General features: G+C 58.0%; 19 protein-coding genes. 9 read left to right on the plus strand and 10 right to left on the minus strand.

The genetic code is table 11. The features are described 5' to 3' along the window. The 5 genes from bcsZ (at position 1) to K7H21_RS01265 (ending at position 10163) form a co-directional block, all read left to right on the plus strand. Positions 1–1110 (plus strand): cellulose synthase complex periplasmic endoglucanase BcsZ, encoded by a 1110-nt coding sequence (bcsZ, locus tag K7H21_RS01245; protein WP_004126327.1) that lies wholly within the window; start codon positions 1–3, stop codon positions 1108–1110. Beyond that, entirely contained in the window at positions 1092–4577 is a 3486-nt protein-coding gene (gene bcsC / locus K7H21_RS01250) for a cellulose synthase complex outer membrane protein BcsC (protein WP_223035521.1), read from the plus strand. The genes bcsZ and bcsC overlap by 19 nt, the downstream gene beginning before the upstream one ends. A 411-nt stretch (positions 4578–4988) precedes the next feature. Next, positions 4989–6995 carry a biofilm formation regulator HmsP gene (gene hmsP / locus K7H21_RS01255; RefSeq protein WP_004126323.1) on the plus strand — a complete coding sequence of 669 codons (2007 nt, stop codon included), beginning with the start codon at positions 4989–4991 and terminating at the stop codon, positions 6993–6995. A gap of 154 nt (positions 6996–7149) precedes the next feature. Then, positions 7150–8436, plus strand: coding sequence for a dicarboxylate/amino acid:cation symporter (locus K7H21_RS01260; RefSeq protein ID WP_004126321.1), 1287 nt, complete (start codon positions 7150–7152; stop codon positions 8434–8436). A gap of 221 nt (positions 8437–8657) precedes the next feature. After that, positions 8658–10163 carry a M16 family metallopeptidase gene (locus K7H21_RS01265; protein WP_004126319.1) on the plus strand — a complete coding sequence of 502 codons (1506 nt, stop codon included), beginning with the start codon at positions 8658–8660 and terminating at the stop codon, positions 10161–10163. Positions 10164–10357: 194 nt separating this feature from the next. Here K7H21_RS01265 and kdgK read toward each other — a convergent pair whose 3' ends face one another. Next, complete coding sequence (gene kdgK, locus K7H21_RS01270; protein ID WP_004126317.1) at positions 10358–11293, minus strand: 2-dehydro-3-deoxygluconokinase; 936 nt, start codon at positions 11291–11293, stop codon at positions 10358–10360. 195 nt (positions 11294–11488) lie between these two features. On the opposite strand from kdgK, the gene K7H21_RS01275 reads away from it, so the two are divergent. Next, positions 11489–13540: an AsmA family protein gene (locus K7H21_RS01275; RefSeq protein ID WP_004126316.1), complete on the plus strand. Its 2052-nt coding sequence runs from the start codon at positions 11489–11491 to the stop codon at positions 13538–13540. Positions 13541–13589: 49 nt separating this feature from the next. Here K7H21_RS01275 and K7H21_RS01280 read toward each other — a convergent pair whose 3' ends face one another. From K7H21_RS01280 to K7H21_RS01290, 3 genes are all read right to left on the minus strand, one after another. Beyond that, positions 13590–14912 carry an MFS transporter gene (locus K7H21_RS01280; RefSeq protein WP_004126314.1) on the minus strand — a complete coding sequence of 441 codons (1323 nt, stop codon included), beginning with the start codon at positions 14910–14912 and terminating at the stop codon, positions 13590–13592. Positions 14913–15182: 270 nt separating this feature from the next. After that, positions 15183–16214: an inner membrane protein YhjD gene (gene yhjD / locus K7H21_RS01285; protein WP_004126313.1), complete on the minus strand. Its 1032-nt coding sequence runs from the start codon at positions 16212–16214 to the stop codon at positions 15183–15185. A gap of 251 nt (positions 16215–16465) precedes the next feature. Continuing rightward, the gene (locus tag K7H21_RS01290; RefSeq protein WP_004126311.1) at positions 16466–17365 is read right to left on the minus strand and encodes a LysR family transcriptional regulator; all 900 of its coding nucleotides are present in this window, start codon (positions 17363–17365) and stop codon (positions 16466–16468) included. A gap of 119 nt (positions 17366–17484) precedes the next feature. Between K7H21_RS01290 and K7H21_RS01295 the strand changes: the two genes are divergently transcribed. Next, positions 17485–18243 (plus strand): SDR family NAD(P)-dependent oxidoreductase, encoded by a 759-nt coding sequence (locus tag K7H21_RS01295; RefSeq protein WP_223035522.1) that lies wholly within the window; start codon positions 17485–17487, stop codon positions 18241–18243. Positions 18244–18604: 361 nt separating this feature from the next. Then, positions 18605–19213 carry a response regulator transcription factor gene (locus K7H21_RS01300; protein WP_004126308.1) on the plus strand — a complete coding sequence of 203 codons (609 nt, stop codon included), beginning with the start codon at positions 18605–18607 and terminating at the stop codon, positions 19211–19213. Here the strand turns inward: K7H21_RS01300 and K7H21_RS01305 are convergent. The 4 genes from K7H21_RS01305 to K7H21_RS01320 form a co-directional block, all read right to left on the minus strand. Next, positions 19210–19638 (minus strand): lysozyme, encoded by a 429-nt coding sequence (locus tag K7H21_RS01305; protein WP_004126306.1) that lies wholly within the window; start codon positions 19636–19638, stop codon positions 19210–19212. The two genes, K7H21_RS01300 and K7H21_RS01305, sit on opposite strands and share 4 nt — an antisense overlap. Positions 19639–19713: 75 nt before the next feature. Then, positions 19714–20241 carry a GNAT family N-acetyltransferase gene (locus tag K7H21_RS01310; protein WP_049114759.1) on the minus strand — a complete coding sequence of 176 codons (528 nt, stop codon included), beginning with the start codon at positions 20239–20241 and terminating at the stop codon, positions 19714–19716. 68 nt (positions 20242–20309) lie between these two features. Next, entirely contained in the window at positions 20310–21962 is a 1653-nt protein-coding gene (locus K7H21_RS01315) for an alpha,alpha-trehalase (RefSeq protein ID WP_123828686.1), read from the minus strand. A gap of 266 nt (positions 21963–22228) precedes the next feature. Further along, the gene (locus K7H21_RS01320; protein ID WP_195729325.1) at positions 22229–23377 is read right to left on the minus strand and encodes an iron-containing alcohol dehydrogenase; all 1149 of its coding nucleotides are present in this window, start codon (positions 23375–23377) and stop codon (positions 22229–22231) included. Positions 23378–23498: 121 nt separating this feature from the next. On the opposite strand from K7H21_RS01320, the gene K7H21_RS01325 reads away from it, so the two are divergent. Further along, on the plus strand, positions 23499–24122 hold the full coding sequence (locus tag K7H21_RS01325) for a glutathione S-transferase family protein (RefSeq protein WP_223035523.1): 624 nt from the start codon (positions 23499–23501) through the stop codon (positions 24120–24122). Between the two features lie 51 nt (positions 24123–24173). Here K7H21_RS01325 and gorA read toward each other — a convergent pair whose 3' ends face one another. Together gorA and K7H21_RS01335 are read right to left on the minus strand one after the other, a co-directional pair. After that, positions 24174–25526, minus strand: a complete 1353-nt coding sequence (gorA, locus tag K7H21_RS01330; RefSeq protein WP_087828574.1) for a glutathione-disulfide reductase — start codon at positions 25524–25526, stop codon at positions 24174–24176. A 71-nt stretch (positions 25527–25597) separates the two neighbouring features. After that, positions 25598–26440 carry a 23S rRNA (adenine(2030)-N(6))-methyltransferase RlmJ gene (locus tag K7H21_RS01335; protein ID WP_223035524.1) on the minus strand — a complete coding sequence of 281 codons (843 nt, stop codon included), beginning with the start codon at positions 26438–26440 and terminating at the stop codon, positions 25598–25600. Positions 26441–26523 lie beyond the last annotated feature (83 nt).

The following is a 26523-nucleotide window of genomic DNA, read 5'->3' on the forward strand; positions in this document are numbered from 1 at the left end:
ATGATGAACGCGGTACGTAGTGTGGTGTTATCAGTATTGATGCTGGCGGCGGCGCAGGTGAGCGCCGCCTGCCAGTGGCCGGCCTGGGAGCAGTTTAAAAAAGAGTACGTCAGCGCCGAAGGTCGGGTTATCGATCCCAGCGATGCGCGAAAAATCACCACCTCAGAAGGACAAAGCTACGGGCTGTTCTTTGCTCTGGCGGCTAACGATCGCGACGGCTTCCGCAAGCTGTTTGAGTGGACGCAAAACAATCTTGCTGAGGGCGATCTGCGCGCGCACCTGCCGGGCTGGCTGTGGGGGAAAAAGAGCGATGACCAGTGGACGGTGCTGGACAGCAACTCCGCCTCGGACTCCGACCTGTGGATAGCCTGGGCGCTGCTGGAAGCCGGACGTCTGTGGCAAACGCCTCACTATACGGAAGTCGGCAAAGCGCTGCTGGCGCGTATTGCCGAAGAAGAGGTCGCCACGGTGCCGGGACTGGGGCCGTTGGTACTGCCGGGAAAAGTCGGCTTTGTTGATGACGGCGGCTGGCGTTTCAATCCCAGCTACCTACCGCCGCAGCTGGCAACCTATTTTGCCGCTTTTGGCGCACCCTGGCCGAAAATACGCGACAACAATCTGCGCCTGCTGCTGGAGACCGCGCCAAAAGGCTTCTCGCCTGACTGGGTGCGCTACCAGAAAGGGAAAGGCTGGCAGCTAAAAGCGGATAAACCGATTATCGGCAGCTATGACGCCATCCGCGTCTATCTGTGGACCGGTATGCTCGATGACGGCGATAAGCAAAAAGCCCCCCTGCTGGCGCGCTTTAAACCGATGGCGGCCCAGACGGTTGCACAGGGCGTGCCGCCAGAAAAAACCAACATCGCGACCGGTAAAACCACCGGTAATGGCCCCGTCGGCTTCTCTGCGGCGTTACTGCCGTTCTTGCAGAAGGAAGATGCCCGCGCCATTCAGCGCCAGCGCGTCGCCGATGACTATCCCGGGGCGGATGCATACTACAGCGCGGTCCTGACCCTTTTCGGCCAGGGATGGGATCAACACCGTTTTCGTTTCACCGCCGGCGGTGAATTACGGCCTGACTGGAACCAGGAATGCACAAGTTCTCACTAAGCTTATTCACTCTCTCCCTGGGCGTCGCGCTGATGCCGCTGGCGCATGCCGCGACTACCCCTGTTCAGGAGCATCTACTGGAGCAGGTCCGCCTCGGTGAGGCCAGCAAACGTGAGGATTTGGTGCGCCAGTCGCTCAATCGCCTGGAATTGATCGACCCGAATAATCCGGACGTTGTTGCCGCGCGGATGCGCTATCTTCTCCGCCAGGGCGATACCGCCGGCGCGAAGCAGCAGCTGGAACGTCTGGCGAAGCTGGCGCCGGAATCGCCTGAGCTGAAAGCCTCGCGCGATGAGATGAAAAGCAGCACCGGCGATGGTCGCCAGGAGCTGCAGCAGGCTCGTCTGCTGGGCGTGGCAGGGAAGGTTGATGAAGCCATCGCCGCTTACGAGAAGCTGTTTAACGGCGTTCCTGATGATGATGACGCGGCGATTGAGTACTGGACGCTGGTGGCGCGGCTTCCCGCCCGTCATAACGAAGGCATCAATCAGCTGAAAAAACTTAACGCCCGCTTGCCGGGCAACGTCTCGCTGCAAACGGCGCTGGCGAAACAGATGTTTGGCGATAATAAGCCCGAAGAGGGATTTGCTTATCTGGAGCAGATGTCCCGCTCGGCGGCGGGCCGCGGTATCGCGGCGGACATCTGGTTTAACGAAGTGAAAAGCATGCCGGTCAGCCGGGCCAGCGTGCAGGCGCTGCAGCGCTTTCTCATGCAGTTTCCCACCGGTTCCACCTCGGCCAATGCCCGCGTCCTGCTCGATCAGCAGCAGACGCAGCTAAAAGACCCGACGTTCCGCGACCGCGCGGAGGGGCTGGCGGCGGTGAAGGCCGGGAAAGGTTCGGTGGCCGTGGCCGATTTGCAGCAGGCCGTACGGGCGGATGCCAAAGACAGCGACGCGGTTGGCGCATTGGGGCAGGCGTACTCCCAGCGCGGCGATCGGGCGCGGGCGGTGGCCCAACTGAGTAAAGCCATCAAAATGGACCCGGATAGCCCGAGCCGCGATAAGTGGGACAGCCTGCTCAAGACTAACCGCTACTGGCTGCTGATTAAGCAGGGCGATAGCGCCCTCAAAAGCGGCCAGCTGGCGCAGGCGCAAAATAATTACGCCCAGGCGCAGCGTATAGACAATACCGACAGCTATGCGGTGCTGGGGCTGGGCGACGTGGCGGCGGCGCGTAAAGAAAACGCGGCGGCGGAGCGCTACTACCAGCGCGCGCTGCGAATGGATCGCGGCAACAGCCTGGCGGTGCGCGGTCTGGCGAATCTGTATCGCGCCGAATCGCCGGAAAAAGCCAGCGCGTATATCGCCAGCCTGTCGCCGGGCCAGCGGCGCAGCATTGATGATATTGAACGCAGCCTGACGAACGATCGGCTGGAGAAACAGGCCGAAGCGCTGGAGAGCCAGGGCAACTGGGCGCAGGCGGCGGAAGTGCAGCGCAGACGGCTGGCGCTGGATCCGGATAGCGTGTGGATCGCCTACCGTCTGTCGCGGGATCTGGTCAGCGCGGGCAGCCGCAGCGAAGCCGATGCGATCATGCGCGCGATGGTCAACCGCCAGCCTGGCGATGCCGACCGGGTTTACGCCTACGGCCTCTATTTATCCGGAAATAACCAGGATGAGATGGCGCTGGCGCAGATTAACGCCCTGCCTCGAGGGCAGTGGACGGATAATATCCGCGAGCTGGAGGCGCGTCTGCAAAGCGACAGGATCTTGCGGCAGGCAAACCAGTTGCGCGATAGCGGCCAGGAAGACCGGGCGATCGCGCTGATTCAACAGCAGCCGACGTCGGTGCGCTACGCGCTGACGCTAGCGGACTGGGCGCAGCAGCGCGGCGACAGCCTGACGGCGATTGCTGAATATCAGCGGGTGCTGGGGCAGCAGCCGGACAACGGCGATGCGCGTCTGGGCCTGGCGGAAGTGTATCTTGCCGATGGCGACAAAAATGCCGCCCACGCCCAGGTGGCGCAGCTCAAGGGCGAAGACATCGATTCTATCAATATGCAGCGGCGTATAGCCCTGGCGCAGGCCGGGTTGGGCGATCGCGCTCAGGCGCAGCAAACCTTCGCCCGCATCGTGCCACAGGCGAAAGCGCAGCCGCCGTCAATGGAAAGCGCGCTGGTGCTGCGCGACGCCGCGCGTTTCCAGGCGCAGAACGGCGAGCCGCAGCAGGCGCTGGAAGGCTATAAAGATGCAATGGTGGCCTCCGGCGTCGCCCGCGAGCGCCCACAGGATAACGACACCTTTACGCGGCTGACGCGTAACGACAGCAGCGATGACTGGCTGAAGCGCGGGATCCGCAGCGACGCCGCCGATCTTTATCGTCAGCAGGATCTTAACGTCACCCTCGAACATGATTACTGGGGCTCCAGCGGTACCGGCGGCTATTCCGACCTGAAAGCGCATACCACAATGCTGCACGTGGACGCGCCGCTGGCCGACGGGCGCATGTTCTTCCGTACCGATCTGGTGAATATGGACGCCGGGAGTTTTTCGACGAAGAGCGACGGCAGCTATTCGCCGAGCTGGGGTACCTGCGGTGAAATCGCCTGTACCGGCGGCAGCAAACACCAGAGCGACAGCGGCGCCAGCGTCGCGGTGGGCTGGAAGAATGATACCTGGAGCGGCGATATCGGCACTACGCCGATGGGCTTTAACGTCGTTGATGTGGTGGGCGGCCTGAGCTACAGCAGCGACGTTGGCCCGCTGGGCTACACCGTTAACCTCCACCGACGCCCCATCTCCAGCTCGCTGCTGGCCTTTGGCGGGCAGAAAGATAACCCTAACGGCGGCCATACCGGCAAGACCTGGGGCGGAGTGCGCGCCGACGGCGGCGGTGTGAGTCTGAGCTACGATAAAGGCGAGGCCAACGGCGTCTGGTCTTCGCTGGGCATCGACCAGTTGACCGGGAAAAACGTCGCCGACAACTGGCGCGTGCGCTGGATGACCGGCTACTACTATAAAGTGATTAACGAAGATAACCGCCGGGTCACCGTCGGCCTGAACAATATGCTCTGGCACTACGATAAGGATCTCAGCGGCTATACGCTGGGTCAGGGCGGTTACTACAGTCCGCAGGAATATGTCTCCTTCTCGGTGCCGGTCACCTGGCGTCAGCGGACGGAGAACTGGTCATGGGAGCTGGGAGGCTCGGTGTCATGGTCCCATTCGCGCACCAAAACCGAGGCGCGCTATCCGCTGCTCAATTTGATTCCCTCGCAGTATCGCCATGATGCCAGCCAGCTAACGGAAGAGGGCAGCAGCAGTTCCGGCGTCGGTTATACCGCGCGGGCGCTGATTGAGCGACGGGTGACCAGCAACTGGTTTGTCGGGGCGGCGGTGGATATTCAGCAGGCGAAAGATTACACCCCGAGCCACGCGCTGCTGTACGTCCGCTATTCAGCTTCCGGCTGGCAAGGCGATATGGATATGCCGCCGCAGCCGTTGGTCCCTTACGCTGACTGGTAGCAGATTAGACTGAATTATGCGACAGGGCGCCACTCCACGGCGCTCTTCGCGTATACTCGTTGCCTTCAGCCAGGCACGCAGATTCCCTTTCCGGTGGCGCTGAAGCTGCACTGCGCGCTGCATCCCGGAGGCGGCGCCAGGGGCGCCTGTCCGGGCCACCGGCCCGATGGCGGTGGTGAACTTATCACCCGGACGGTTTTGTAGCCCGGTAAGGCGTCAGCCGCCACCCGGGAATGTTCCCCGGTCGCGCTGTGCTTTACCGACCCGTGTAGCCTGCGGGAAAGCCTCCCGATGGCATTGCTTCGCGCCTGGCGGGCGTGAGCGAACAATTTAAGTATATAATCAGCCTGATAACGATCGGTGAGAGGGATCTATACCCGATATACGTTCAGTTTCAGTGGAGAACCCCCGTTGCGCGTCAGCCGTTCACTTACAATTAAACAGATGGCGATGGTCGCGAGCGTGTCCATGGCGTTTGTACTGGTCTTCTGTTCTATTCTGCTGTTTCACTTCGTCCAGCAGAGTCGCTTTACCACGGCCACGCAGTTAGAAAGCATCGCGCGTTCCGTTCGCGAACCGCTGTCAGCGGCTATCCTGAAAGCCGATATCCCTGAGGCGGAAGCCATTCTGAGCCGTATTCAGCCCGCAGGCATCGTCAGCCGGGCGGATGTCGTGCTGCCCAACCAGTTCCAGGCGCTACGGATGCGTTTTATTCCCGAACGCCCGGTGCCGGTAACGATCACCCGCATGTTCGAACTGCCGGTACAGATTTCTCTGCCAATTTACTCCCTGGAGCGCCCGGCCAACCCGCAACCGCTGGCCTATCTGGTGCTGCAGGCCGATTCCTACCGCATGTATAAATTCGTCATGAGCGCGCTCGCAACGTTAGTGACTGCTTACTTACTCCTGGTGCTGATTCTGACGGTGGCGATCACCTGGTGCATCAACCGCCTGATCGTCCGCCCGCTGCGTAAAATCGCCCGTGAGCTGAACGATGTCCCGCAGCATGAGCGTTTGGGCCATCAGCTCACGCTGCCGCGTTTACATCATGATGATGAAATCGGCATGCTGGTGCGTAGCTACAACCGCAACCAGCAGACGCTGCTGCGCATGCACGACGAGCTCTCTTTGCAGTCGACCCGTTTCCCGGTATCCGAGCTGCCGAACAAAGCCTTTCTGATGGCCATGCTGGAGCAAACCGTCGCCCGCCCGCAGGCCTCGGCGCTGCTGATTGTCGCCTGCGAAACGCTACAGGATACCGCTGGCGTACTGAAAGAGACGCAGCGTGAAATGCTGCTGCTAACCCTTGTTGAAAAGCTGCGGGCGATTATCCCGGCGCAGATGGTGCTGACCCAGGTGAGCGGCTACGACTTCGCGATTCTGGCCCACGGTATCAGCGAACCCTGGCAGGCGGTGACGTTAAGTAAGCAAGTACTTACTGTCTTAAATGAACGTTTGCCGCTGCACGGGATCCAGCTGCGCCCCTGCGCCAGTATCGGTATTGCGATGTTTAACGGCGACATTAACGGCGAACAACTCTACCGTCGGGCGTTTTCCGCCGCCGTGACCGCGCGTCGTAAAGGGAAAAACCAGATTGAATTCTTCGATCCGCACCAGATGGAAAAAGCGCAGCGCCGCCTGATGGAAGAGCACGATATTCTGACGGCGCTTGATAACCAGCAATTTGCTATCTGGCTACAGCCGCAGGTGGACGCCAGCAGCGGTAATGTGTGCGGAGCGGAAGTGCTGCTGCGTCAACGGCAGGCGGACGGGAGCTGGTCGCTGCCGGGCGATCTGATTGAGCGTATTGAAGCCTGCGGACTGATGATCCCGGTTGGCTACTGGGTGATGGAGGAGGCTTGCCGTCAGCTTGCCGCCTGGCAAAACCAGGGCATCATGCTGCCGCTGTCGGTCAACGTGTCGTTGCTACAGCTGCTGCATCACGATCGCGGCGAGGAGATGCTGGCCCTGCTCGCACGCTATCGCATCGCGCCGGGTACGTTGGTTCTGGAGGTCACCGAAAGCCGGCGGATAGACGACCCGCAGGCGATTATTTCCCTGCTGCGTCCGCTGCGTGAAGCGGGAGTGCGGATTGCGCTGGATGACTTTGGTATGGGCTACGCGGGACTGCGCCAGCTGCAGCATATTAAATCGCTGCCGGTGGATATCCTGAAAATCGATAAAGTCTTTATCGATATGCTGCCGAATGACATCAGTATGGTGCCTGCGATTATCCAGCTGGCGCGCGGACTGAATCTGCGCATTGTCGCGGAAGGCGTCGAAACCGATACCCAGTACCGCTGGCTGCAGGTGGCGGGGGTCGAGACGGTGCAAGGGTATCTTTTTGGCTGCGCCATGCCGCCTGAAGCTTTTATCGCCCGCTTTTTACCCGCCGCCGTAGAGGATGCAAGTTTGTAAACGCATTGTTAGCTTACGCGAGTCAGCTCAAATAAATTAACAATTACATTTCAATTTCATCACTCGTTATTTCTGAAATGTTTCATGGGTGTTATTTTTAAGCCACGGACGCAATACCCCCTCACGGTCTGTGGTTATATCCAAAGGACACCCTATGAAAATCTCTTTCTTTAAAAGCCTTTATGTCCAGGTTCTCTCGGCCATAGCGATCGGTATTCTGCTGGGCCATTTTTACCCGGAATTGGGTGCGCAGATGAAACCCCTCGGCGATGCCTTCGTTAAGCTGATTAAAATGATTATTGCCCCGGTTATCTTCTGTACCGTCGTGACGGGGATTGCCGGGATGGAGAGCATGAAGGCCGTCGGCCGCACCGGCGCGGTGGCGCTGCTCTATTTTGAAATCGTGAGTACCATTGCGCTGATCATCGGCCTGATTATCGTTAACGTGGTGCAACCCGGCGCGGGAATGAACGTTGACCCGGCGACCCTCGACGCGAAGGCCGTGGCGGTTTACGCCGAACAGGCGAAGGACCAGGGGATCGTGGCATTTTTGCTCGATATTATCCCCGGCAGCGTGATTGGCGCTTTCGCCAGCGGCAACATTTTGCAAGTACTGATGTTTGCGGTGCTGTTTGGTTTCGCGCTGCACCGCCTCGGCAGCAAAGGCCAGCTGATTTTTAATGTTATCGAAAGCTTCTCGCAGGTGATCTTCGGCATCATCAATATGATTATGCGCCTGGCGCCGATTGGCGCTTTCGGGGCCATGGCCTTTACCATCGGCAAATACGGCGTCGGTACGCTGGTGCAGCTTGGCCAGCTGATCGTCTGCTTCTACATCACCTGTATCCTGTTTGTGGTGGTGGTGCTGGGGTCAATCGCCAAAGCCACCGGCTTCAGCATCTTTAAATTTATCCGCTATATCCGCGAAGAGCTGCTGATCGTGCTGGGCACCTCTTCATCCGAGTCGGCGCTGCCGCGTATGCTCGATAAGATGGAAAAGCTGGGCTGCCGTAAGTCGGTGGTGGGGCTGGTGATCCCGACGGGGTACTCCTTTAACCTCGATGGAACCTCAATCTACCTGACGATGGCGGCGGTGTTTATCGCCCAGGCGACGAACAGCCATATGGATATTTTCCATCAGATAACCCTGCTGGTGGTGCTGCTGCTCTCCTCGAAGGGCGCGGCGGGGGTGACGGGCAGCGGCTTTATCGTCCTGGCGGCGACGATTTCCGCCGTCGGCCACTTGCCGGTCGCCGGTCTGGCGCTGATCCTTGGTATCGACCGTTTTATGTCCGAGGCGCGCGCGCTGACCAACCTGGTGGGTAACGGCGTCGCGACTATTGTGGTCGCGAAATGGGTTAAAGAGCTGGACTCACAGCAGCTCGATGATGTGCTGAATAACCGTACGCCGGTAAACAAATCGCACGAATTATCCTCATAAATCCATCTGTTAGGCCCGTAGTCCCTTGCTGGAGTACGGGCTCCTGCGCATAATTAGGGGTCACTGTCGCTGACGCGGCGGTGGCCCTTATGATTATTTCACGTCAACATGCGACATTTTCATCTCCGTGTGGTCTAACCGACGTACTTAACTCACCATATTTTTTCGGCGGCCCTCCCGTGGGCCGCTGTTGTAACCAGGATTGTTCATCAGGGGTTCACATGCAGGGCACAAAAATTCGACTCTTAACCGGTGGTTTGCTGATGATGGCGACGGTCGGTTATGTGCAGGCAGAAGCGCTCCAGCCGGACCCGGCCTGGCAACAGGGGACACTGGCGAACGGGTTTCAGTGGCAGGTTCTGGCCACCCCGCAGCGTCCCAGCGATCGTATCGAAGTTCGCCTGTCCGTGAATATTGGCTCGCTGAGCGAAAGCACTCAGCAGAGCGGCTTTAGCCACTTTATCCCGCGTCTCGCGCTGACGCAAAACGGCGGCCTCCCGACCATGCAGGCCCGTTCGCTATGGCAGCAGAGTATTGATCCGAAGCGTCCTCAGCCGCCCGCCATCGTCTCTTATGACTACAGTTTGTTTAACCTGAGCTTACCGAATAACCGTAACGATCTGCTGAAAGAGGCCCTGAGCTGGCTGGCCAGCGCCGGCGGTAAAATGTCGATCACCCCGGAAGCGGTCAACCACGCGCTGCAGGGCGAAGATATGGTGGCGACCTGGCCTGCCGATACCAAAGAAGGCTGGTGGCGCTATCGGCTGAAAGGGTCCACCATGCTGGGGCACGATCCGGCGGCACCCCTGAAGCAACCGGTTGATATTGCTCAGCTAAAAGAATATTACCAGAAGTGGTACACGCCGGATGCCATGACCCTGATTGTGGTCGGCAACGTTGACAGCCGCAGCGTTGCGGAGCAAATCAACAAAACGTTCGGCGGCCTGAAGGGCAAGCGCGAAACGCCGGTGGCGGTTCCTACACTGTCGCCGCTGCCGACGACACCGGTCAGCATCATGACCGATGCGGTGCGCCAGGATAAGCTGTCGCTGATGTGGGATGCGCCGTGGCAGCCGATCCGCGACTCGGTCGCTCTACAGCGCTACTGGCGTGACGATCTGGCCCGGGAAGCGCTGTTCTGGCACGTACAGCAGAATCTGAGCAAAAGTAATATTAAGGATATCGGCCTTGGCTTTGACTGCCGCGTCCTCTACCAGCGCGCCCAGTGCGCGATCAATATCGAATCGCCGGGCGAGCGCCTGAACGCCAACTTAACCACCGTAGCGCGCGAGCTGGCGAAAGTACGCGATAACGGCCTGCCGCAGGAGGAGTTTGATGCTCTGATCGCGCAGAAAAACCTCGAGCTACAGAAGCTATTCGCCACCTATGCGCGCACCGATACCTGGATCCTGATTAGCCAGCGGATGCGTTCGTTGCAAAATCAGGTAGTGGATATCGCGCCCGAGCAGTATCAGAAGCTGCGCCAGGAGTTTCTCAATTCGCTGACGGTCGACATGCTGAATCAGTACCTGCGTCAGCAACTGTCGCAGGATATGGCGCTGGTGTTGCAGCAGCCGCAGGGCGAGCCGGAATACAACATGAAGGATCTGCAGGCGACGTGGGAAAAGCTGATGGCGCCAGCGCCGGCGGCCGCAGCGGCGCCCAGCAGTAACGGAGACGTTGTGCAAGGGCGTAACGAAGCGACGGATATCCCGCCAGGGCAGTAAAGCAAAACCGGATAGCGTGGCTATCCGGTGAGGTTTATGGCTAATCTGTTTTAAGTATTGCTGGGTTGGCCCGGTGATTTTCCCGGAGACGGCGCTGGCGCGCCTTGTCCGGGCCACCGGCCCGCAGACGGCGGTAAACTCGTAGCCCGGCTAAGCGCAGCGCAAGCCGGGAAGCAGCAGCGCCGATGCTTCTGCTATAGCTCCTGCGGCATCGCCTCGCGCGGGATAATCGCGCCGCGATACTGGATCACCGTGCTGGCGGTCAGATGCCCGCGTTTGGCCGCCGATTCAGCATCGCCCCCGGTCAGGCGCACGGCCAGGTAGCCAGCGCTGAACGAATCGCCCGCCGCGGTGGTATCAACCACTTTCTCTTTCGGCAGCTTAACGGCCGGGACTTCCCGCTGCGGCTGTCCGGCAATCGCCACCAGGCAGGAGTCTGCGCCGCGCTTAACCACCACTTCTTCCACGCCGGCGGCGTGGGTGCGGGCAATCACTTCCGCAACCGGCTTCTCGCCCCACAGCGCGTCTTCGTCATCGAGGGTCAGGAAGGCGATATCGGTGCAGCTCAGCATCTGCTGATAAACCTGCTGCGTCTCCTCTTTGCTGCTCCACAGGCGCGGGCGATAGTTGTTATCAAAGATAACTTTGCCGCCGTTCGCCCGGCACTCACGCAGCAGGGTCAGCAGCTTCTCGCGGCTGGTTGGGCTAAGGATCGCCAGGCTAATGCCGCTGAGATACAGATAATCAAAGGTCGCCAGCTCTTCACAGATGGCCGCGGACTGTTCGCTCTCCAGCCAGAACTTCGCCGCGGCTTCATTACGCCAGTAATAAAAGGTGCGCTCGCCGGTATCGTCGGTTTCGATGTAGTAGAGGCCCGGTAGCCGGTCGGCCATGCGCTGAATCAGGTCAGTCTGGACATTCTCGCTCTGCCAGGATTCAAGCATTTGCTGGCTGAAGGTATCCGTTCCCAGGGCGGTAACGTAGTGCACGCCCAGCGCACTGGCGTCAGTCTGACGCGCAATGTAGACGGAAGTGTTTAAGGTATCGCCGCCAAAGCCGCGATTTACCGCCGCGCCTTTCTCTGACAGCTCAATCATGCATTCGCCGATGACGGCAATTTTCTTAGACATAGTGATGACCTGAAATTAAATCAATATTAACCCTAGTGTGCGCTGGGCCGCTTTTATGGTCAATGATATTAAAACAACGTTCCATTATTTTTTTGACCTGGCGCGGATTATGTGACGAAAACCTCATTCGACGGAGCAACTGGCGTTTCTCAACTATATTCAGGACTGGCGATACGCAAAAGGAGTGCAGAAGGGATGAGCAGAACCCGAAAAACCGTTGCTATTATTTCTGGAACGATAGTCATACTGATCGTTTTGTTTTTTATCGTGCTGGCGACCTTTGACTGGAACCGCCTGAAGCCGACGATTAATCAGAAAGTATCGGCCGAGCTGAACCGCCCGTTTGCTATTCGCGGCGATCTGGGCGTCGTCTGGGAACGCCAGCCCGGTGAAAGCGGCTGGCGAAGCTGGATCCCCTGGCCGCACGTTCACGCCGAAGATATCGTTCTCGGCAACCCGCCTGATATCCCACAGGTCACGATGGTCCATCTGCCGCGCGTTGAGGCGACGCTCGCCCCGCTGGCGCTGCTTAGCAAAACGGTCTATCTGCCGTGGATAAAGCTTGAACAGCCCGACGCGCGACTGATTCGACTGTCGGAGAAGACCAACAACTGGACCTTTGACCTGGCCTCGGCGGGGGCGTCGGAGAAAGATGCGCCGCCTTCCAGCTGGTCTTTCCGTCTCGACAATATTCTGTTTGACCGCGGCAAGATTGCTATCGACGACAAGGTGTCGCGCGCAGACGTGACGATTGTGGTTGACCCGCTCGGTAAGCCGCTGGCGTTTAGCGAGGTGACTGGTGAAAAGGGGAAAGGGCAGTCGCAGAAAGTGGGCGATTACGTCTTCGGCCTGCAGGCGAAAGGCAGCTACAACGGGCAGCCGCTTGCCGGTAACGGCAAAATCGGCGGCATGCTGGCGCTGCGCAGCGAAGGCACGCCGTTCCCGCTGCAGGGGGATTTTCGCTCCGGCAATACCCGGGTCGCTTTTACCGGCACGGTCAGCGACCCGCTTAACCTCGGTGGAGTCGATCTACGGTTGAAGTTCTCCGGTGATTCGCTGGGCGATCTCTACGACCTGACCGGCGTACTGCTGCCGGATACGCCGGCGTTTTCGACCGACGGGCATCTACGGGCCACCTTCAAGGATAAGGCCGGTTCACGCTTCGCCTATCAGGATTTTAATGGCCGTATCGGCGAGAGCGATATCCACGGCTCCCTGACCTACACCACCGGTAAACCTCGACCTAAGCTGGAGGGCGACCTGGAGTCCAGGCAGCTAAGGCTGGCGGATCTGGGACCGCTGATTGGCGTCGACTCCGGCGGCAAAGGAAGCAAAACCGAACAGCGTAAAGGCGAGTCCTCTCCGCAGCCGGCCGGAAAAGTGTTGCCGTATGACCGCTTTGAAACCGATAAGTGGCAGGTGATGGATGCCGATGTGCGCTTTAAAGGACGGCGCATTGAGCACGGCGGCACGCTCCCTATCAGCGACCTCTCCACCCACGTGATCCTCGAACGGGGCGACCTGCGCCTGCAGCCGCTGCGTCTGGGGTTGGCCAACGGCACCATTGCCGGCAGCATTCATCTGGCGGGGGATAAAAAACCGTTGCAGGGGACGGCGAACCTGCAGGCGCGCCGCCTGAAGCTGAAAGCGCTGATGCCAAACGTGGAGATGATGCAGAAAACCCTCGGCGAAATGAACGGCGATGTGCAGCTTCGCGGTACCGGCAACTCCGTCGCCGCGCTGCTGGGCAACAGTAACGGTAACCTGAAGCTGCTGATGAACGACGGGCTAATCAGCCGCAACCTGATGGAAATCCTCGGTCTGAACGTCGGCAACTATATCATCGGGCAGATCTTTGGCGACGATGAGGTGCGGGTAAACTGCGCGGCGGCCAATATCGACGTGGTCAACGGTGTCGCCCGGCCGCAGGTATTTGCTTTTGATACCGAAAACGCGCTGATCAACGTCACCGGTACCGCCAGCTTTGCGTCGGAGCAGCTCGACCTGACCATCGATCCGGAAAGCAAGGGATTCCGCATTATCACTCTGCGCTCACCGCTTTACGTGCGCGGTAGCTTTAAGTCGCCGAACGCGGGCGTGAAGGCGGGTCCGCTGATTGCGCGCGGCGCTGTGGCGGCGGCGCTGGCGACGCTGGTGACGCCAGCCGCCGCGCTGCTGGCGCTGATCTCACCCGCCGAAGGCGAGGCGAATCAGTGCCGGACCATACTGTCGCAGATGAAAAAATAGTCGGCAAGGTGACTCCCCTGGCCGGATGGTCAGGGGAGCGAGTGGAGAATTACAGCGACTGGTGACGCGTTTCGTGAGTCAGCAGCAGCGCGATCATCGTCAGCGCCGCCATGGCGGCCAGATAGAGTCCGACCGCAGGCAGACCGTAGTTACCCTGCAGCCAGGCGGCGATATACGGCGCGACGGACGCCCCGAGGATCGACGAGACGTTGTAGGAGAACGATGCGCCGGTATAGCGAACTTCCGTCGGGAACAGCTCCGGCAGCAGTGCGCCCATTGGGCCAAACGTCAGCCCCATCAGGCTCAGGCCAATCAGCAGGAAGGCAAAGACCAGCAGCGGGTTACCGGAACCAAGCAGCGGTTTAAAGGCAAACAGCGCGAAGAGAATGATCAGGGTCGTGATCACAACCATGCTCTTACGACGACCAAATGCATCCGCCAGCAGGCCCGCAACCGGCACCATCACGCCAAAACCGATAACCGCCATCATCAGCATCCACAGCACTTCGTTACGCGGCAAACCGAGGCCAATCGGCGCGGCGGCGGTACTGAAGGTCATGGAGTAGACGGTCATGATGTAAAACAGCGTGTAGGTCGCCAGCATGATAAACGTGCCGAGCACCGTCACGCGGACGTGTTTGGTCAGCAGCGTGCCCAGCGGGATTTTGACCTGTTTCTTCGCGGCGGCAACCTTAGCGAATACCGGCGACTCGTGCAGCGAAACGCGGACGTACAGGCCGATAATCACCAGCACGGCGGAGAAGATAAACGGCATACGCCAGCCCCACTCCATAAACTGCTGGTCGGTCAGCAGCCAGGAGAGCAGCAGGAAGGTGCCGTTAGCGAAGAAGAAGCCAATCGGCGCGCCCAGCTGTGGGAAAGAGCCGTACAGCGCGCGTTTGCGCGGCGGAGCGTTTTCCGTCGCCAGCAGCGCCGCGCCGCCCCATTCGCCGCCAAGGCCGAGCCCCTGGCCAAAGCGCGCCAGCGCCAGCAGCACCGGCGCCATAATGCCAATGGTTTCATAGCCGGGCAGCAGGCCGATAACCACGGTGGAGATCCCCATCGTCAGCAGCGAGGCGACGAGGGTCGCTTTACGGCCTACGCGGTCGCCGAAGTGGCCAAAGACCGCTGAACCGATAGGGCGGGCGATAAAGGCGATAGCGAAGGTGGCCAGCGATTGTAGCGTCGCGGCGGCGGGATCGCCCTGCGGGAAGAAAATGTGCGGGAATACGATAACCGCCGCGGTGGCATAGATGTAGAAGTCGAAGAACTCGATGGCGGTACCAATGAGTGAGGCGACGACGACTTTATTGCGTGAGTTAACCGGTACGGTGTCCTGCGCGTTGTCGAGTGTTGTGGCTGTGGCTTGCATAGATCTTTCTTATTTTTTGCGAACGAAAGGCCATATAGCCACAGCCTTTGGGACATTTCAATCTGTAACAAGGGGCGAGAGAGGCGAAAAAAGAAGCAAAAAGTGAATAATTTCTGTGCCAGAAAAATAACTTCTATGAAATGCTTCACAAAATTCAAATAATGGTCGATAAAACCAGGTTTTGGTTAAATAAAAGTTACATGTTGGATTTATATGCTGAAATGCCAGGTTGGGCTGAATTTTGCGTCTTTTATTCAGCCCAGTGATGGTTTAGTCGTGGGCTTTGCCCGGCATCCGGCGGTCGTCTTTATATTCGGCGGTCGCAATCCATGCGGCGCAGAACAGCGTCAGGCGGGCGAAAAAATAGAAGAAGGCCATTATCCCCAACACCGACCCGAATGCCGCCCCAGAGGGAGATTTCACCAGCGCAGGTAGCGTCCAGGTCATGATGATTTTGATTATCTCAAAGCCGACGGCCGCAATCAGGGTGCCGCGAATCAGCGCCTTACGGCGAGGACGGTGGCGCGGGAGCCGCCAGAAAATCCAGAAAAACAGCAGATAGTTGGCGAAGATGGAAATCGCCAGGCCAATAAGCCGCCACGCCGGTTTCAGCCACTCAATGTAATCAAGATAAAGCGCCGAGATAATCATCTGCTGCGCCGAGCCGGCGATAGAGGTGATCGACAAGGTAATAACCAGCGCCACCAGCAGGCCGATCAGCGAGATAAAGTCGCGGAAATACTTTACCCAGATTTTCTCCTGATCCTGCGGCGTGCGCTCCCAGACATCGCGCGACTGGGCGCGAATGGCCTCACGCAGGTTGCCCATCCAGTTAATGCCGGAGTAGAGCGCCACCAGAAGACCCACGATCCCGACGGCGGTGCGCTGCTGTACGGCGGTGTTGATGGTATTTTTCAGCGTTGCGGCGAGTGTCGGATCGCTAACGTTCAGCAGGATTTTATCGAAAATGTCCTGTAGCAACGTGGGATGCGAGGCCAGCACAAAACCGGCGGCCGCAAAAGAGACCATCAGAATCGGGATCATCGATAAAAACGAGAAGTAGGTGATCGCCGCGCCAAACTGATTACCCAGCCTGTCGTTGAAGCGCTCTGCGGCGCGGATAATATGGGCGACCATATGGTTACGCTGAACTTTTTCCGCCGTTCCGGTGACGCTTTTCAGCGCCTGGTTGGCTTTTTTCGCCACGGTAGAGTCGTTTATCGCAGCCATCGCGCTTTTGTTTTTTTCCGGCTGCTGGCCCGGATCCTCGGTTGGGCGTTGAGCGTCGTTTTCCGGCGTCATAAATTATTTCTTCCTTTTTTACAGCGATATTCTTCAAAAATTATATACGTAAAATCGCGGATAAGGCGTACTGGAGCCACCCGTTGTATGAATCAGAGGGCGGTTGAAGCGCGCTCTTCTGCCATTGTGCGGAGCTACAGGAAGTTGATAACGTGATGTTATAGCTGGTTTTTCATTCTGATTCAGGCCTCATTCGGCATCCGGCAGAAAATATCGGCACGCTCTCAAATACGGATTTTTCATCAGGCGGACTAATCAACGTAGTTTTTCATCAGCCCGCCGAGCCACTCCATAAACAGATGTACCCGCCGCGAGAGATTACGCCGGTGCGGGTAAATGAGCGACACCGGCAGCGGTTCGGCGCGGTAGTGGGGAAGAATTTCGATCAGTTCTCCGCTGCGCAGCATTTCGCGAACGCCTACCCGTGGAACCTGAATAATCCCCAGTCCTGCCAGACACGACGCCTGATAGGTCTCGGTACTATTGACCGTAAGCACGCCGCCCACTTTAACCCAGCGAACCGCGCCATCGCTGACCACTTCAAATCCGAGAGGACGAACGCCCAGATTGCTGGCGTAGTGGATCAGCGCATGATCCGCGAGATCGTCCAGCGACTGCGGATAGCCAAAGCGCGTCAGATACTGCGGGCTGGCGCAGTTAATTTGCGTGAGCTTACCCAGCGGCCGCGCGATCAGCCCGGAATCTTTCAGCGTACCGACGCGTACCACGCAGTCAAAGCCCTCACGGACCACATCGACTAACCGATCGCTGCTGCTGAGCTCCAGTTCGATGCCCGGATACTGCTGCAAAAACGCCGGCAGCTGCGGAATGACCAGCTTTTTCGCGACTGCGACAGGCATGTCGATCCGCAGACGTCCGCTGATGCTGGAGGGGTCGAGCTGAAACATACCGTCGAGCTCATCAAGATTGCTCAGCAGGTCTCTGGCGCGTTCATAGTAAACCATGCCGTCCTGGGTTAGCTGCACCCGGCGGGTCGTGCGGTGCAGCAGGCGAGCGCCAAGGTGGCTCTCCAGCGCCTGAATCTGGCGCGATACGCTTCCTTTCGGCAGGCCAAGAGTGTCGGCGGCGCGGGAAAAACTTTCCAGCTCCGCTACCCTAATAAACAGCTGCATTGCGTGAATTTTATCCATCCCGGCGGCCTATTGTTGTTCAATAAGAAACAGTAAAACGTAATTTGCCATATTTATTGTTGTTATAGCAGCTAATAAGCTCTTCAACTATGCAAACGCAACCGAGAAGGGGTTTTCTGATGGCACAACGTATCGCTTTAGTCACCGGCGGCAGCCGTGGATTGGGAAAAAACGCCGCATTGAAACTGGCGGCGAAGGGAACTGATATTATTCTGACCTGGCGCAGTAACCGGCAGGATGCGCTGGACGTGGTGGCTGAAATTGAACGAACAGGCGTGAAAGCCGCGGCATTACCGTTAAACGTCGGTGATGTCGGCAGTTTCGACGCTTTTGCTCAGCAGGTGGCGGAGGTACTGCGGGAGCGCTGGAAACGGGATACCTTCGACTATTTATTGAACAATGCCGGAATTGGTCTGAATATTCCTTTTGCTGAAACCAGCGAAGCGCAGTTTGATGAATTAATGAACATCCAGTTTAAAGGGCCTTTCTTCCTCACCCAACGCCTGCTGCCGTTATTGCAGGACGGCGGGCGGATCCTCAATGTTTCCAGCGGGCTGGCGCGTTTTGCTCTCCCGGGCTACGCGGCCTATGCCTCAATGAAAGGGGCGATGGAGGTGCTGACGCGCTATCAGGCGAAAGAGCTGGGGGAACGCGGAATTTCGGTCAATATCATTGCGCCTGGCGCGATTGAAACCGATTTTGGCGGCGGCGTGGTGAGGGATAACGCCCAGGTTAATCAGCATATTGCCGCGCAAACGGCGCTGGGAAGAGTAGGGCTTCCGAATGATATTGGCGATGCCATCGCCGCGCTACTGAGCGATGACCTGCGCTGGATGAACGCTCAGCGCGTAGAAGTTTCAGGCGGGATGTTTTTGTGATTGAACGCCCCTCCATCAATGATGGCGGGGCAACGCGCATTTCATGCGTTTTCTTACTCCGTAACATACTTTCCTCACTTTGCCATCGCCTGCGTTTCCGGGTTCGTTTAAAATAGAGTAATTAATATTATGTTTTATTCTTTTCTTGCCTGGTAATTAAGGATTTCCTTAATTTAAATGTAATAATTATTGTGAATAAGTAATGGTATCAACAAGGCCTGTAACTATTCATTGTTATGATATTCAGTTAATCCTCTCTATCGGTAAAATGCCCCAGGCCAAACAGCGAGCGCTTATTTTACTTGCTGATATTCCCCTTCCCCCTGATTAAATCGGGCATTTCTTTGATGGAGAGAAATCCATGCAGGTAATTATGTTTGACAGGCAGTCGATATTTATTCATGGAATGAAAATTGGCCTTCAGCAATACATTCCTGAAATTGATCTTTTTGGCACCTGTCAGCCTGAACAGCTCTGGCAGACGCTGACGACGCACCCTGACGCGCTGCTCATTCTGGATGGTGATATGCACAGTGAGTTTTGCTGTTGGTTGTTGCAGGAAAAACAGCTTCGCTTCCCGCAATCTCAGGTACTGTTAATTGTTTCTGACAATAATAAGAACTGGCTACAGCGCGCGCTGTCTTACAATGTGCGGGCCATCGTGCAACGCGAGGAAGGTTTGCAAACTTTCGCTCAGGCGATCAACAGCGTACTGCAGGGGCTGCTCTGTTTACCGGGCGATTGGCTAATGACGGCGGATGCACGGGATAATAAATGGGTTCATTTAAGCCAGCGCCAGCGTGAGATTTTACAGCTGCTGGCCGCCGGTGATTCAAATAAAGAGATTAGCCGTACGTTAAATATTAGCGCCGGCACGGTAAAGGCCCACCTTGAGTCGCTCTATCGCCGGCTTGACGTGAAGAATCGTACCCAGGCGGCGATGATTTTTAATAGCATTAGCGAAACTTAATCGGTTCTGGCTTTGAATCGTGCGCACTCTTCGCGACGCTGTTCGCGTCCGCTGCGAATATTTTCCCATGCTTTAAGCGCCTCAGCGAACCGCTGCTGGTTAAGATGCGTCAAAACGAGATTAAGCGCCGGAGACGCTGGCCCGCAGCTAAAGGCTAAAGAGACCAGCGCATCATATTGCGCTTGATTAAGCGTAACCCGAAGGCTGCGCTTAAGCTCGCGCTGGCATTGCAGTAGATCCACGGTAAGTAAGGTCTCCGCGACCTCGCGCGTGAAGTGGCTGAACGTCTCGAAATCGTTGAGAACGTGGCCGTAGCCAATCACGCGCAGGCCGTTTTCGTCCCGATAGGGGACGAGCGATAATCCCTGGGCGCGCTTAATAAACTCGAGGCCCTGCAGGCTTAGCGGCGGTATCGTCGGGAACATTTATTGCCTTCCTCTGTTGTCGGCCTGCAGTGTAGAGGAAAAGTCCGTCGCGCCCTATTCGCCAGATGGCCCAGGCTAGTTGTAATCGCGGTGCAGCAGGCCAAAAAGCCAATCATTATGCCAGCGACCGTTGAGCCAGTAGCATTCGCGCAGCTCGCCTTCCTGATGAAAACCCACTTTTTGGAGCAGATTTTTTGACGCAAGGTTGCCCGCGGTGACGGTTGCCGTAAGCCGCCGGATGCCGCCCGTGGAGAAGGCGTAATCGCATAGCGCGCGCAGAGACTCATAGCCGTAACCCTGGCCCTGTGCATGGGGAGCGAACAGAAAACCCGCTTCAGCGCTGTCGGGGGCATGGTGATGATAACCGGTGAGGCCAAGGGGGGCGTGGGTATAGCGGTCGCGCACCACCAGGCACAGCCAGTGGGGCGCCCCCGGCGACCACGCGGGAAGCCGCGAATCAAAAGCGTCGCGAATTTCCGCTACCGGGCGAGGATCCGCGACGTAGAGCATGACCTCGGGGTCTTGCTGTAAGCTGAGAAAAAAGGGCCAGTCGTCAAGCTGCAGCGGCGAGCAGCGCAGGCGTGGGGTCATCAGTTCAGGCATGGCAGGGGTTCCGGCGAAAGTCGATGTCATGAACATAGCAGGACATCGACTCCTCGAATAGCGAGCTTTTACAAAGGCTCGCCGTACAGGCCGATAAGCCGGCGCACCACGCCGTTAGTCCAGCCGAACCCGTCCTGGAGGGGATATTCACCCCCTCCGCCTTCGTGGGGTGTGGCGCTGGCGATATGGTACTTTTCAATCAGCTTGTAGTGCTGTTTATAGTAATGATTCACCGTTTGCAGCCAGCTCTGCGCTATTTCATCGCCGAGCGGATCCTGGCCGTACATTTTAAAACCCTGTACCGCCATCCACTGCAGCGGCGCCCAGCCGTTGGGTTTATCCCACTGTTCGCCGCTTTCATATTCGGTCGCCATAATACCGCCCGGAGTGAGCAGGCGAGCGCGTACCGCGTCGGCGAGCCTGTCGGCCTGTTCATGGGTCGCCATGCCGACGTAGAGCGCGACGATGCTGGCGGCGGAAAACAGCGCCAGCTGCTCGCGGCGCCAGTCGTAATCGCGAAAACAGCCGCTTTCGTCATCCCACAGATAGCGGGTTACCGCCGCCCGGCGGTCGCTGGCCTTCTGGCGAAACGCGGCCTCTGTTTCCCGGTCGCCCTTGAGGCCGGAGAGGTTGGCGATGGTGTTCTCCAGCTTGAACAGAAAGGCGTTCAAATCGATGGGGATAAACTGGGTGGTGCGGATGCTCGCCAGCCGGGTGATATCCCGCAGCCAACGGCTGGAGTAATCCCAGCCGGACTCCGCCCCGGCGCGCAGGTCGCGATAGACCTCGTTTGGCGGGCGGCCGGAGTGTTTTGCCGTTTCGACATCTTCCCGCCATGACTCATCGCGCGGCGTATCGCGATCGTCCCAATAGCGGTTCAGCAGCGAGCCGTCCGGCATACGCACCACATGGCGGTAGGCCTGATTGGGGATCAGCGATTCCGCGCCGTCCATCCAGAAACTGTACTCCATCTGCAGATGGTCAAGGTACCGTTTAGCGCCGCGGACGCCATCTTCTTCAAACAGTTCAACCATCAGGGCAAACACCGGGGGCTGCGAGCGGCTGAGATAATAAGTGCGGTTGCCGTTGGGAATATGACCATAAATTTCAATCATCCACGCGAAGTTATCGGCCATACACTTCAGCAGATCTCCACGGCCGCTTTCCGCCAGCCCCAGCATGGTGAAGTAGGAATCCCAGTAGTAGGTTTCGCTAAAACGGCCGCCGGGAACAATATAAGACTGCGGCAGCGCCAGCAGCGACGACCAGGGAATATGATCCTGCGGCTCGCGGGTCAGCACGGGCCACAGGTTATCAATATGCTCTTTTAACGTTCGATTAGGATCGGAGACGTAATCCTCGGCGCGGCTATCCGGCAGCCAGAAGTGATCTTCAACGAACTGGCGGAGATCGAATCCGGGAGTGCGCCTTACGCGACGGTAGTGAATCAAAATATCCAGCGGGTCCTGCTTCGGCGCACAGTCGGGGAAGGTTTTGCTATCGGCGAAAATGCGTGACTTCTGGACGTGAGCGAACAGTTCCAGGTAGCGATCGGCAGGGGTCAGGGCATCCGAGGCGGGCAGCCCTTCGATGATCTCCGGTTCGGGTTCGGCGTCGAACATTTCATCCAGCTTTAACTCATACGGATCGGCTTCGTAGCACGGATCGTTTTCGATCCTGAGCTCATCGTCATCAACGTTGCGTAATTTCTGGCTGAACATAGTGGTACGGACCTCCGGATTGCGTCAGTAGAGGATGCCGGGCGCGCCCGACCTGTCTATTAAGCTTAGACATTCGCAGCGGGAAACGAAAAGAGAAGTGTGAGGTATATCACGCTTTTTTCTAAACCTTCAGCCCGGGGTTTGTGCTTTAACTATTTGACCTGGCGCATTAAAACCGTTTTAACCGCTTCGTATTGTGCCGAAAAATTCGGAGATTTCGTTTTGCAACAAAATCTAAATTTCCGGGCGCTTTAGCAATAAAGCTCTTACTCCCACGCGGCTTCCAGCATCTCCAGCAGCTGCTCGCTGGTTAGCACGACCGGGTTAGCCTTCATTGATGACGAGCTGCTGGCGGCGAGAGCCGCGGGTTCCAGCGCTTCGCGGGGGACGCCGAGCTCGCGCAGGTTACCCAGCCCGGCGCGCTGGCTCCATTCGCGCAGGCTCTCCCAGGCGTCGTTCGGGTCAACGTCCAGCCCCGCCGCCAGCCACTGGCGTACGTCGGCAAAACGCTGGCGGATTTTTTCGTCATTAACCTGGGTTTCATTGAGCGCCAGGCCGAAGGGGAGCAGGCTGCCGCAAAGCGCGCCGTGGGCGGCGTTGCTCAGACCGCCTAAGGGGCCTGCCAGACCGTGAATCACGCCGAGGCCGGCATTGGCTAACGCCAGTCCGCCGCACAGGCTGACCCATGCCATCTCATCGCGGCTATCCTGGCACTCTTTTAGCATCAGCGTTCTGAGCGCTTTGATGCCGCGTGGGATCGCCTCCCGGCAGAGAGCGTCGGTAAAAGGATTCGCCCGGGTGCATAGCCACGGCTCAATCACCTGGGTGATGGCGTCGAGACCGGAGGCGAGAGTCACCGCGCGCGGGGTATTGTCGGTGAGCGACGGGTCGACAATCGACAGGTCCGGCAGCATGCGGTCATCGCGCAGGCTGACCTTGCGCTGCTGCTCGGGGACGTTGATCACCGCGTTCTTTGTGACTTCCGCCCCGGTACCGGCCGTGGTGGGAATGGCGACGAACGGCAGCGGATTGGTTTCCAACAGCCGCCCGGAGCCCACCACTTCCAGATATTCGATAGCGGGCCCCTGAGCGGGAACCAGCGCCGCAATCGCTTTGCCCGCATCAATAACCGCGCCGCCGCCGAGGCTGACCACCGCGCCGACGCCTTTTTCCCGCGCCAGACGAACGCCCCGTTCAATATCCTGCAGGTCGGGTTCATGGGCGATAGACAGCGTGGTGACGTGCAACTGGTGAGCGTGGAGTTCGCTTAACAAAAACTCTGCGCGCTGCAGGCTGGCGCCGTGAACCAGCAGTATCTGCGCGGAGCGTCCAGCGAGCCAGGGCGCGGCGCTACGAGCAAGGCCGCGTCCAAAGCGGATATTGCCCGGTGTTAAAACGTTAAAAGAGGTCAACATGTCGGGTAACCTGTCCTGGAGAAAAATCGTGCAATCCACTATACACATTATCCGGGTGTACATGCGTCGCCGATGCAGTATTGTGAAACAACTATCTCTTTTGATTGAGGAATTGCTGAGAATGCTAAAAATACTGGGCAAACGCTCATCAATTAACGTGCGTAAAGTGCTGTGGACCTGCGAGGAAGCGGGACTTGAGTATCAGCAGGAGGATTACGGCAGCGGGTTTCAGTCCATCGAGACGCCTGAGTTTCGCGCCCTTAACCCGAACAGCCTGGTGCCCGTACTGCTGGATGATGACTTTGTGCTGTGGGAGTCGAACAGCATCTGCCGCTACCTGGCGCGCAAAGCCGGGCGGGAAGACCTGCTCCCTACGGCGCCGCGGGCTGCCGCCGAGGTTGAGCACTGGATGGACTGGCAGGCAACGGAATTTAACACGGCCTGGCGCTACGCCTTTATGGGGCTGGTGCGCAAGGACCCGCGCTTCCAGGACTCGGCGGCTATCAAAGAGAGTATCGCCGCCTGGACCCGCTGCGTGCAGATCGTTAATACGCAGCTGCAGCAAACCGGGGCATGGGTTGCCGGTCGCGAGTTTTCGCTGGCGGATATTGTCCTTGGCCTATCGGTGCATCGCTGGAAAATGACGCCGTTCGCGCATCCTGAAATGGCGGAAGTGGAGCGCTGGTATATGGCGCTGAATCAGCGGCCGGCGTTTAAGCGTCACGGCAATAACGGCGTGGCGTAGAGATAAAAAAAGAAGCTCCGGAGAGCTTCTTTTTCATGCGTGGTGCCCGTCTTAGCGCATCGTCACAAACTCTTCCGCGGCGGTTGGGTGGATCGCCACGGTATTGTCGAAGTCTTTCTTGGTTGCGCCCATCTTCAGCGCCACCGCGAAGCCCTGCAGCATCTCGTCCATCCCGAAGCCGATACCGTGAATACCGACAATCTTCTCTTCCGGGCCGACGCAGACCAGCTTCATGCGGCACGGCTGGCGGTGTGAAGTCACGGCGGTATACATGGCGGTGAAAGAGGATTTATACACTTTCACCGCTTCATCGCCGTACTGCTCGCGCGCCTGCGGCTCGGTTAAGCCGACGGTGCCGATAGGCGGATGGCTGAACACCACGGTCGGGATGTTGCTGTAGTCCAGATGTTCGTCCGGCTTGTTGTTAAACAGACGCTCGGAGAGACGACGGCCTGCGGCGACGGCGACCGGGGTCAGCTCGACGGCGCCGGTATTATCGCCGACGGCGTAAATACCCGGAACGCTGGTGTTCTGCAACTTATCGACGACGATATAGCCTTTATCGTTAGTTTCCACTCCGGTCGCGGCGAGGTTGAAGTTATCGGTCGCCGGTTCGCGACCGATCGCCCAAATCAGGCAGTCCACGGTCTGGCTGCGGCCATCTTCCAGTTCCAGGGTCAGGCTGCCGTCGGCGTTCTTCACTACCGCTTGCGGAATGGCGTTGGTGTGCAGCTGCGGGCCTTCGGCGTTCATCACCTCAACCAGCGTTTCCACGATCAGCGGATCGAAGCTACGCAGCGGCGCGTGTTTACGCACGAACAGGTGGGTCTCCGCGCCCAGGCCGTTAATCACGCCCGCCAGCTCAACGGCGATATAGCCCGCGCCGACAACCGCAACGCGTTTCGGCAGGGCCGGCAGTTCGAAGAAACCATCGGAATCAATCCCGTATTCGACGCCGGGAATGTTCGGATGGCTCGGGCGGCCGCCAGTGGCGATCAGAATATGATCGGCGGTTATCGTCTCGCCGTTGACTTCGATGGTTTTCGCATCGACAAAACGGGCGAAGCCTTTAATCACGTCGACCTTATTTTTGCCCAGCACGTTATCGTACGAGGTATGGATACGATCGATATAGGCGCTACGGCTGGCGACCAGCTTGTCCCAATCGAAATGATTGATCGTGGTATCAAAACCGTAATCCGGGCCATAAAGATGGATAGCTTCGCGAATCTGCGCCGCATGCCACATCACTTTCTTCGGCACGCAGCCGACGTTTACGCAGGTACCGCCCAGGTCTTTGGCTTCAATCAGCGCGCACTTCTGGCCGTACATAGCGGCACGGTTAATGGAGGCGATACCGCCGCTGCCGCCGCCAATGGCGATATAGTCATAATGCTTGCTCATGAGTCTTATCCTTAATGTCTGATTGGCGCGATTGTATACCTGAAATCAATAGTTTCCACCGATGACTGCGATTACTCAGGCACGATCCAGCTGACGGTGGTATGGCCGATACCGGTCGGCACCAGCTTTTTATGCAGCCACGGCAGAACGTTGTTCATCTGCTGCTCCAGCTTCCACGGCGGGTTGATGACGATCATCCCGGAGGCGGTCATTCCGCGCTGGTCGCTGTCCGGACGCACCGCCAGCTCGATTTGCAGAATTTTGCGAATGCCGGTGGCCTCTAACTCTTTGATCATGCGCTTAATCTGCGCCCGTAGCACCACCGGATACCACAGCGCATAGGTGCCGGTGGCAAAGCGTTTGTAGCCTTCATGAATACCGGTCACGACCGCCTGGTAATCGCTTTTGATTTCGTAAGGCGGGTCGATCAGCATTAGTCCACGGCGAGACACCGGCGGCAGCTTAGACTTCAGCTGCTGATAGCCATCGGTTTTTTCAACCCGGGCGCGGTCGTCTTTCTGAAACTCGGCGCGCAGTAGCGGAAAATCGCTGGGATGCAGTTCGGTCATCTGCAGGCTGTCCTGCTCGCGCAGCAGCTGGCGAGCAATCAGCGGCGAGCCGGGGTAGTAGCGCAGCTGGCCGCTACGGTTGAAGTGCTGAACGACGGAGATATACGGCTCCAGCTCGGCGGGCAGGTCATCCTGCTGCCAGATGCGGGCGATGCCTTCGAGATATTCACCGGTACGCTCGGCGTGTTCGCTGCTCAGCTGATAGCGGCCTGCGCCGGCGTGGGTGTCCAGATAAAGAAACGGTTTTTCTTTCTCTTTGAGCGATTCAATGATCAGGCTCTGAACGGTGTGTTTAAGAACGTCGGCGTGGTTGCCTGCGTGAAAGCTATGACGATAACTGAGCATGGATACGGTGATTCCGGGATTTAGACAAGATTACCGATAGTTTACCGCAGATCGGCCTGGATTACCGCCGCGCTGTTTCCATT

Origin of the sequence: Klebsiella sp. CTHL.F3a, assembly GCF_019890895.1 — a bacterium.
Classification (GTDB): domain Bacteria; phylum Pseudomonadota; class Gammaproteobacteria; order Enterobacterales; family Enterobacteriaceae; genus Klebsiella; species Klebsiella grimontii.

What these genes read in the sequence shown, in the direction of transcription:
- bcsZ (WP_004126327.1), top strand. Translation starts at nt 1, where the DNA reads ATGATGAACGCGGTACGTAGTGTGGTGTTATCAGTATTGATGCTGGCG.
- bcsC (WP_223035521.1), top strand. Translation starts at nt 1,092, where the DNA reads ATGCACAAGTTCTCACTAAGCTTATTCACTCTCTCCCTGGGCGTCGCG.
- K7H21_RS01260 (WP_004126321.1), top strand. Translation starts at nt 7,150, where the DNA reads ATGAAAATCTCTTTCTTTAAAAGCCTTTATGTCCAGGTTCTCTCGGCC.
- K7H21_RS01265 (WP_004126319.1), top strand. Translation starts at nt 8,658, where the DNA reads ATGCAGGGCACAAAAATTCGACTCTTAACCGGTGGTTTGCTGATGATG.
- kdgK (WP_004126317.1), bottom strand. Translation starts at nt 11,293, where the DNA reads ATGTCTAAGAAAATTGCCGTCATCGGCGAATGCATGATTGAGCTGTCA.
- K7H21_RS01275 (WP_004126316.1), top strand. Translation starts at nt 11,489, where the DNA reads ATGAGCAGAACCCGAAAAACCGTTGCTATTATTTCTGGAACGATAGTC.
- K7H21_RS01280 (WP_004126314.1), bottom strand. Translation starts at nt 14,912, where the DNA reads ATGCAAGCCACAGCCACAACACTCGACAACGCGCAGGACACCGTACCG.
- yhjD (WP_004126313.1), bottom strand. Translation starts at nt 16,214, where the DNA reads ATGACGCCGGAAAACGACGCTCAACGCCCAACCGAGGATCCGGGCCAG.
- K7H21_RS01290 (WP_004126311.1), bottom strand. Translation starts at nt 17,365, where the DNA reads ATGGATAAAATTCACGCAATGCAGCTGTTTATTAGGGTAGCGGAGCTG.
- K7H21_RS01295 (WP_223035522.1), top strand. Translation starts at nt 17,485, where the DNA reads ATGGCACAACGTATCGCTTTAGTCACCGGCGGCAGCCGTGGATTGGGA.
- K7H21_RS01300 (WP_004126308.1), top strand. Translation starts at nt 18,605, where the DNA reads ATGCAGGTAATTATGTTTGACAGGCAGTCGATATTTATTCATGGAATG.
- K7H21_RS01305 (WP_004126306.1), bottom strand. Translation starts at nt 19,638, where the DNA reads ATGTTCCCGACGATACCGCCGCTAAGCCTGCAGGGCCTCGAGTTTATT.
- K7H21_RS01310 (WP_049114759.1), bottom strand. Translation starts at nt 20,241, where the DNA reads ATGCCTGAACTGATGACCCCACGCCTGCGCTGCTCGCCGCTGCAGCTT.
- K7H21_RS01315 (WP_123828686.1), bottom strand. Translation starts at nt 21,962, where the DNA reads ATGTTCAGCCAGAAATTACGCAACGTTGATGACGATGAGCTCAGGATC.
- K7H21_RS01320 (WP_195729325.1), bottom strand. Translation starts at nt 23,377, where the DNA reads ATGTTGACCTCTTTTAACGTTTTAACACCGGGCAATATCCGCTTTGGA.
- K7H21_RS01325 (WP_223035523.1), top strand. Translation starts at nt 23,499, where the DNA reads ATGCTAAAAATACTGGGCAAACGCTCATCAATTAACGTGCGTAAAGTG.
- gorA (WP_087828574.1), bottom strand. Translation starts at nt 25,526, where the DNA reads ATGAGCAAGCATTATGACTATATCGCCATTGGCGGCGGCAGCGGCGGT.
- K7H21_RS01335 (WP_223035524.1), bottom strand. Translation starts at nt 26,440, where the DNA reads ATGCTCAGTTATCGTCATAGCTTTCACGCAGGCAACCACGCCGACGTT.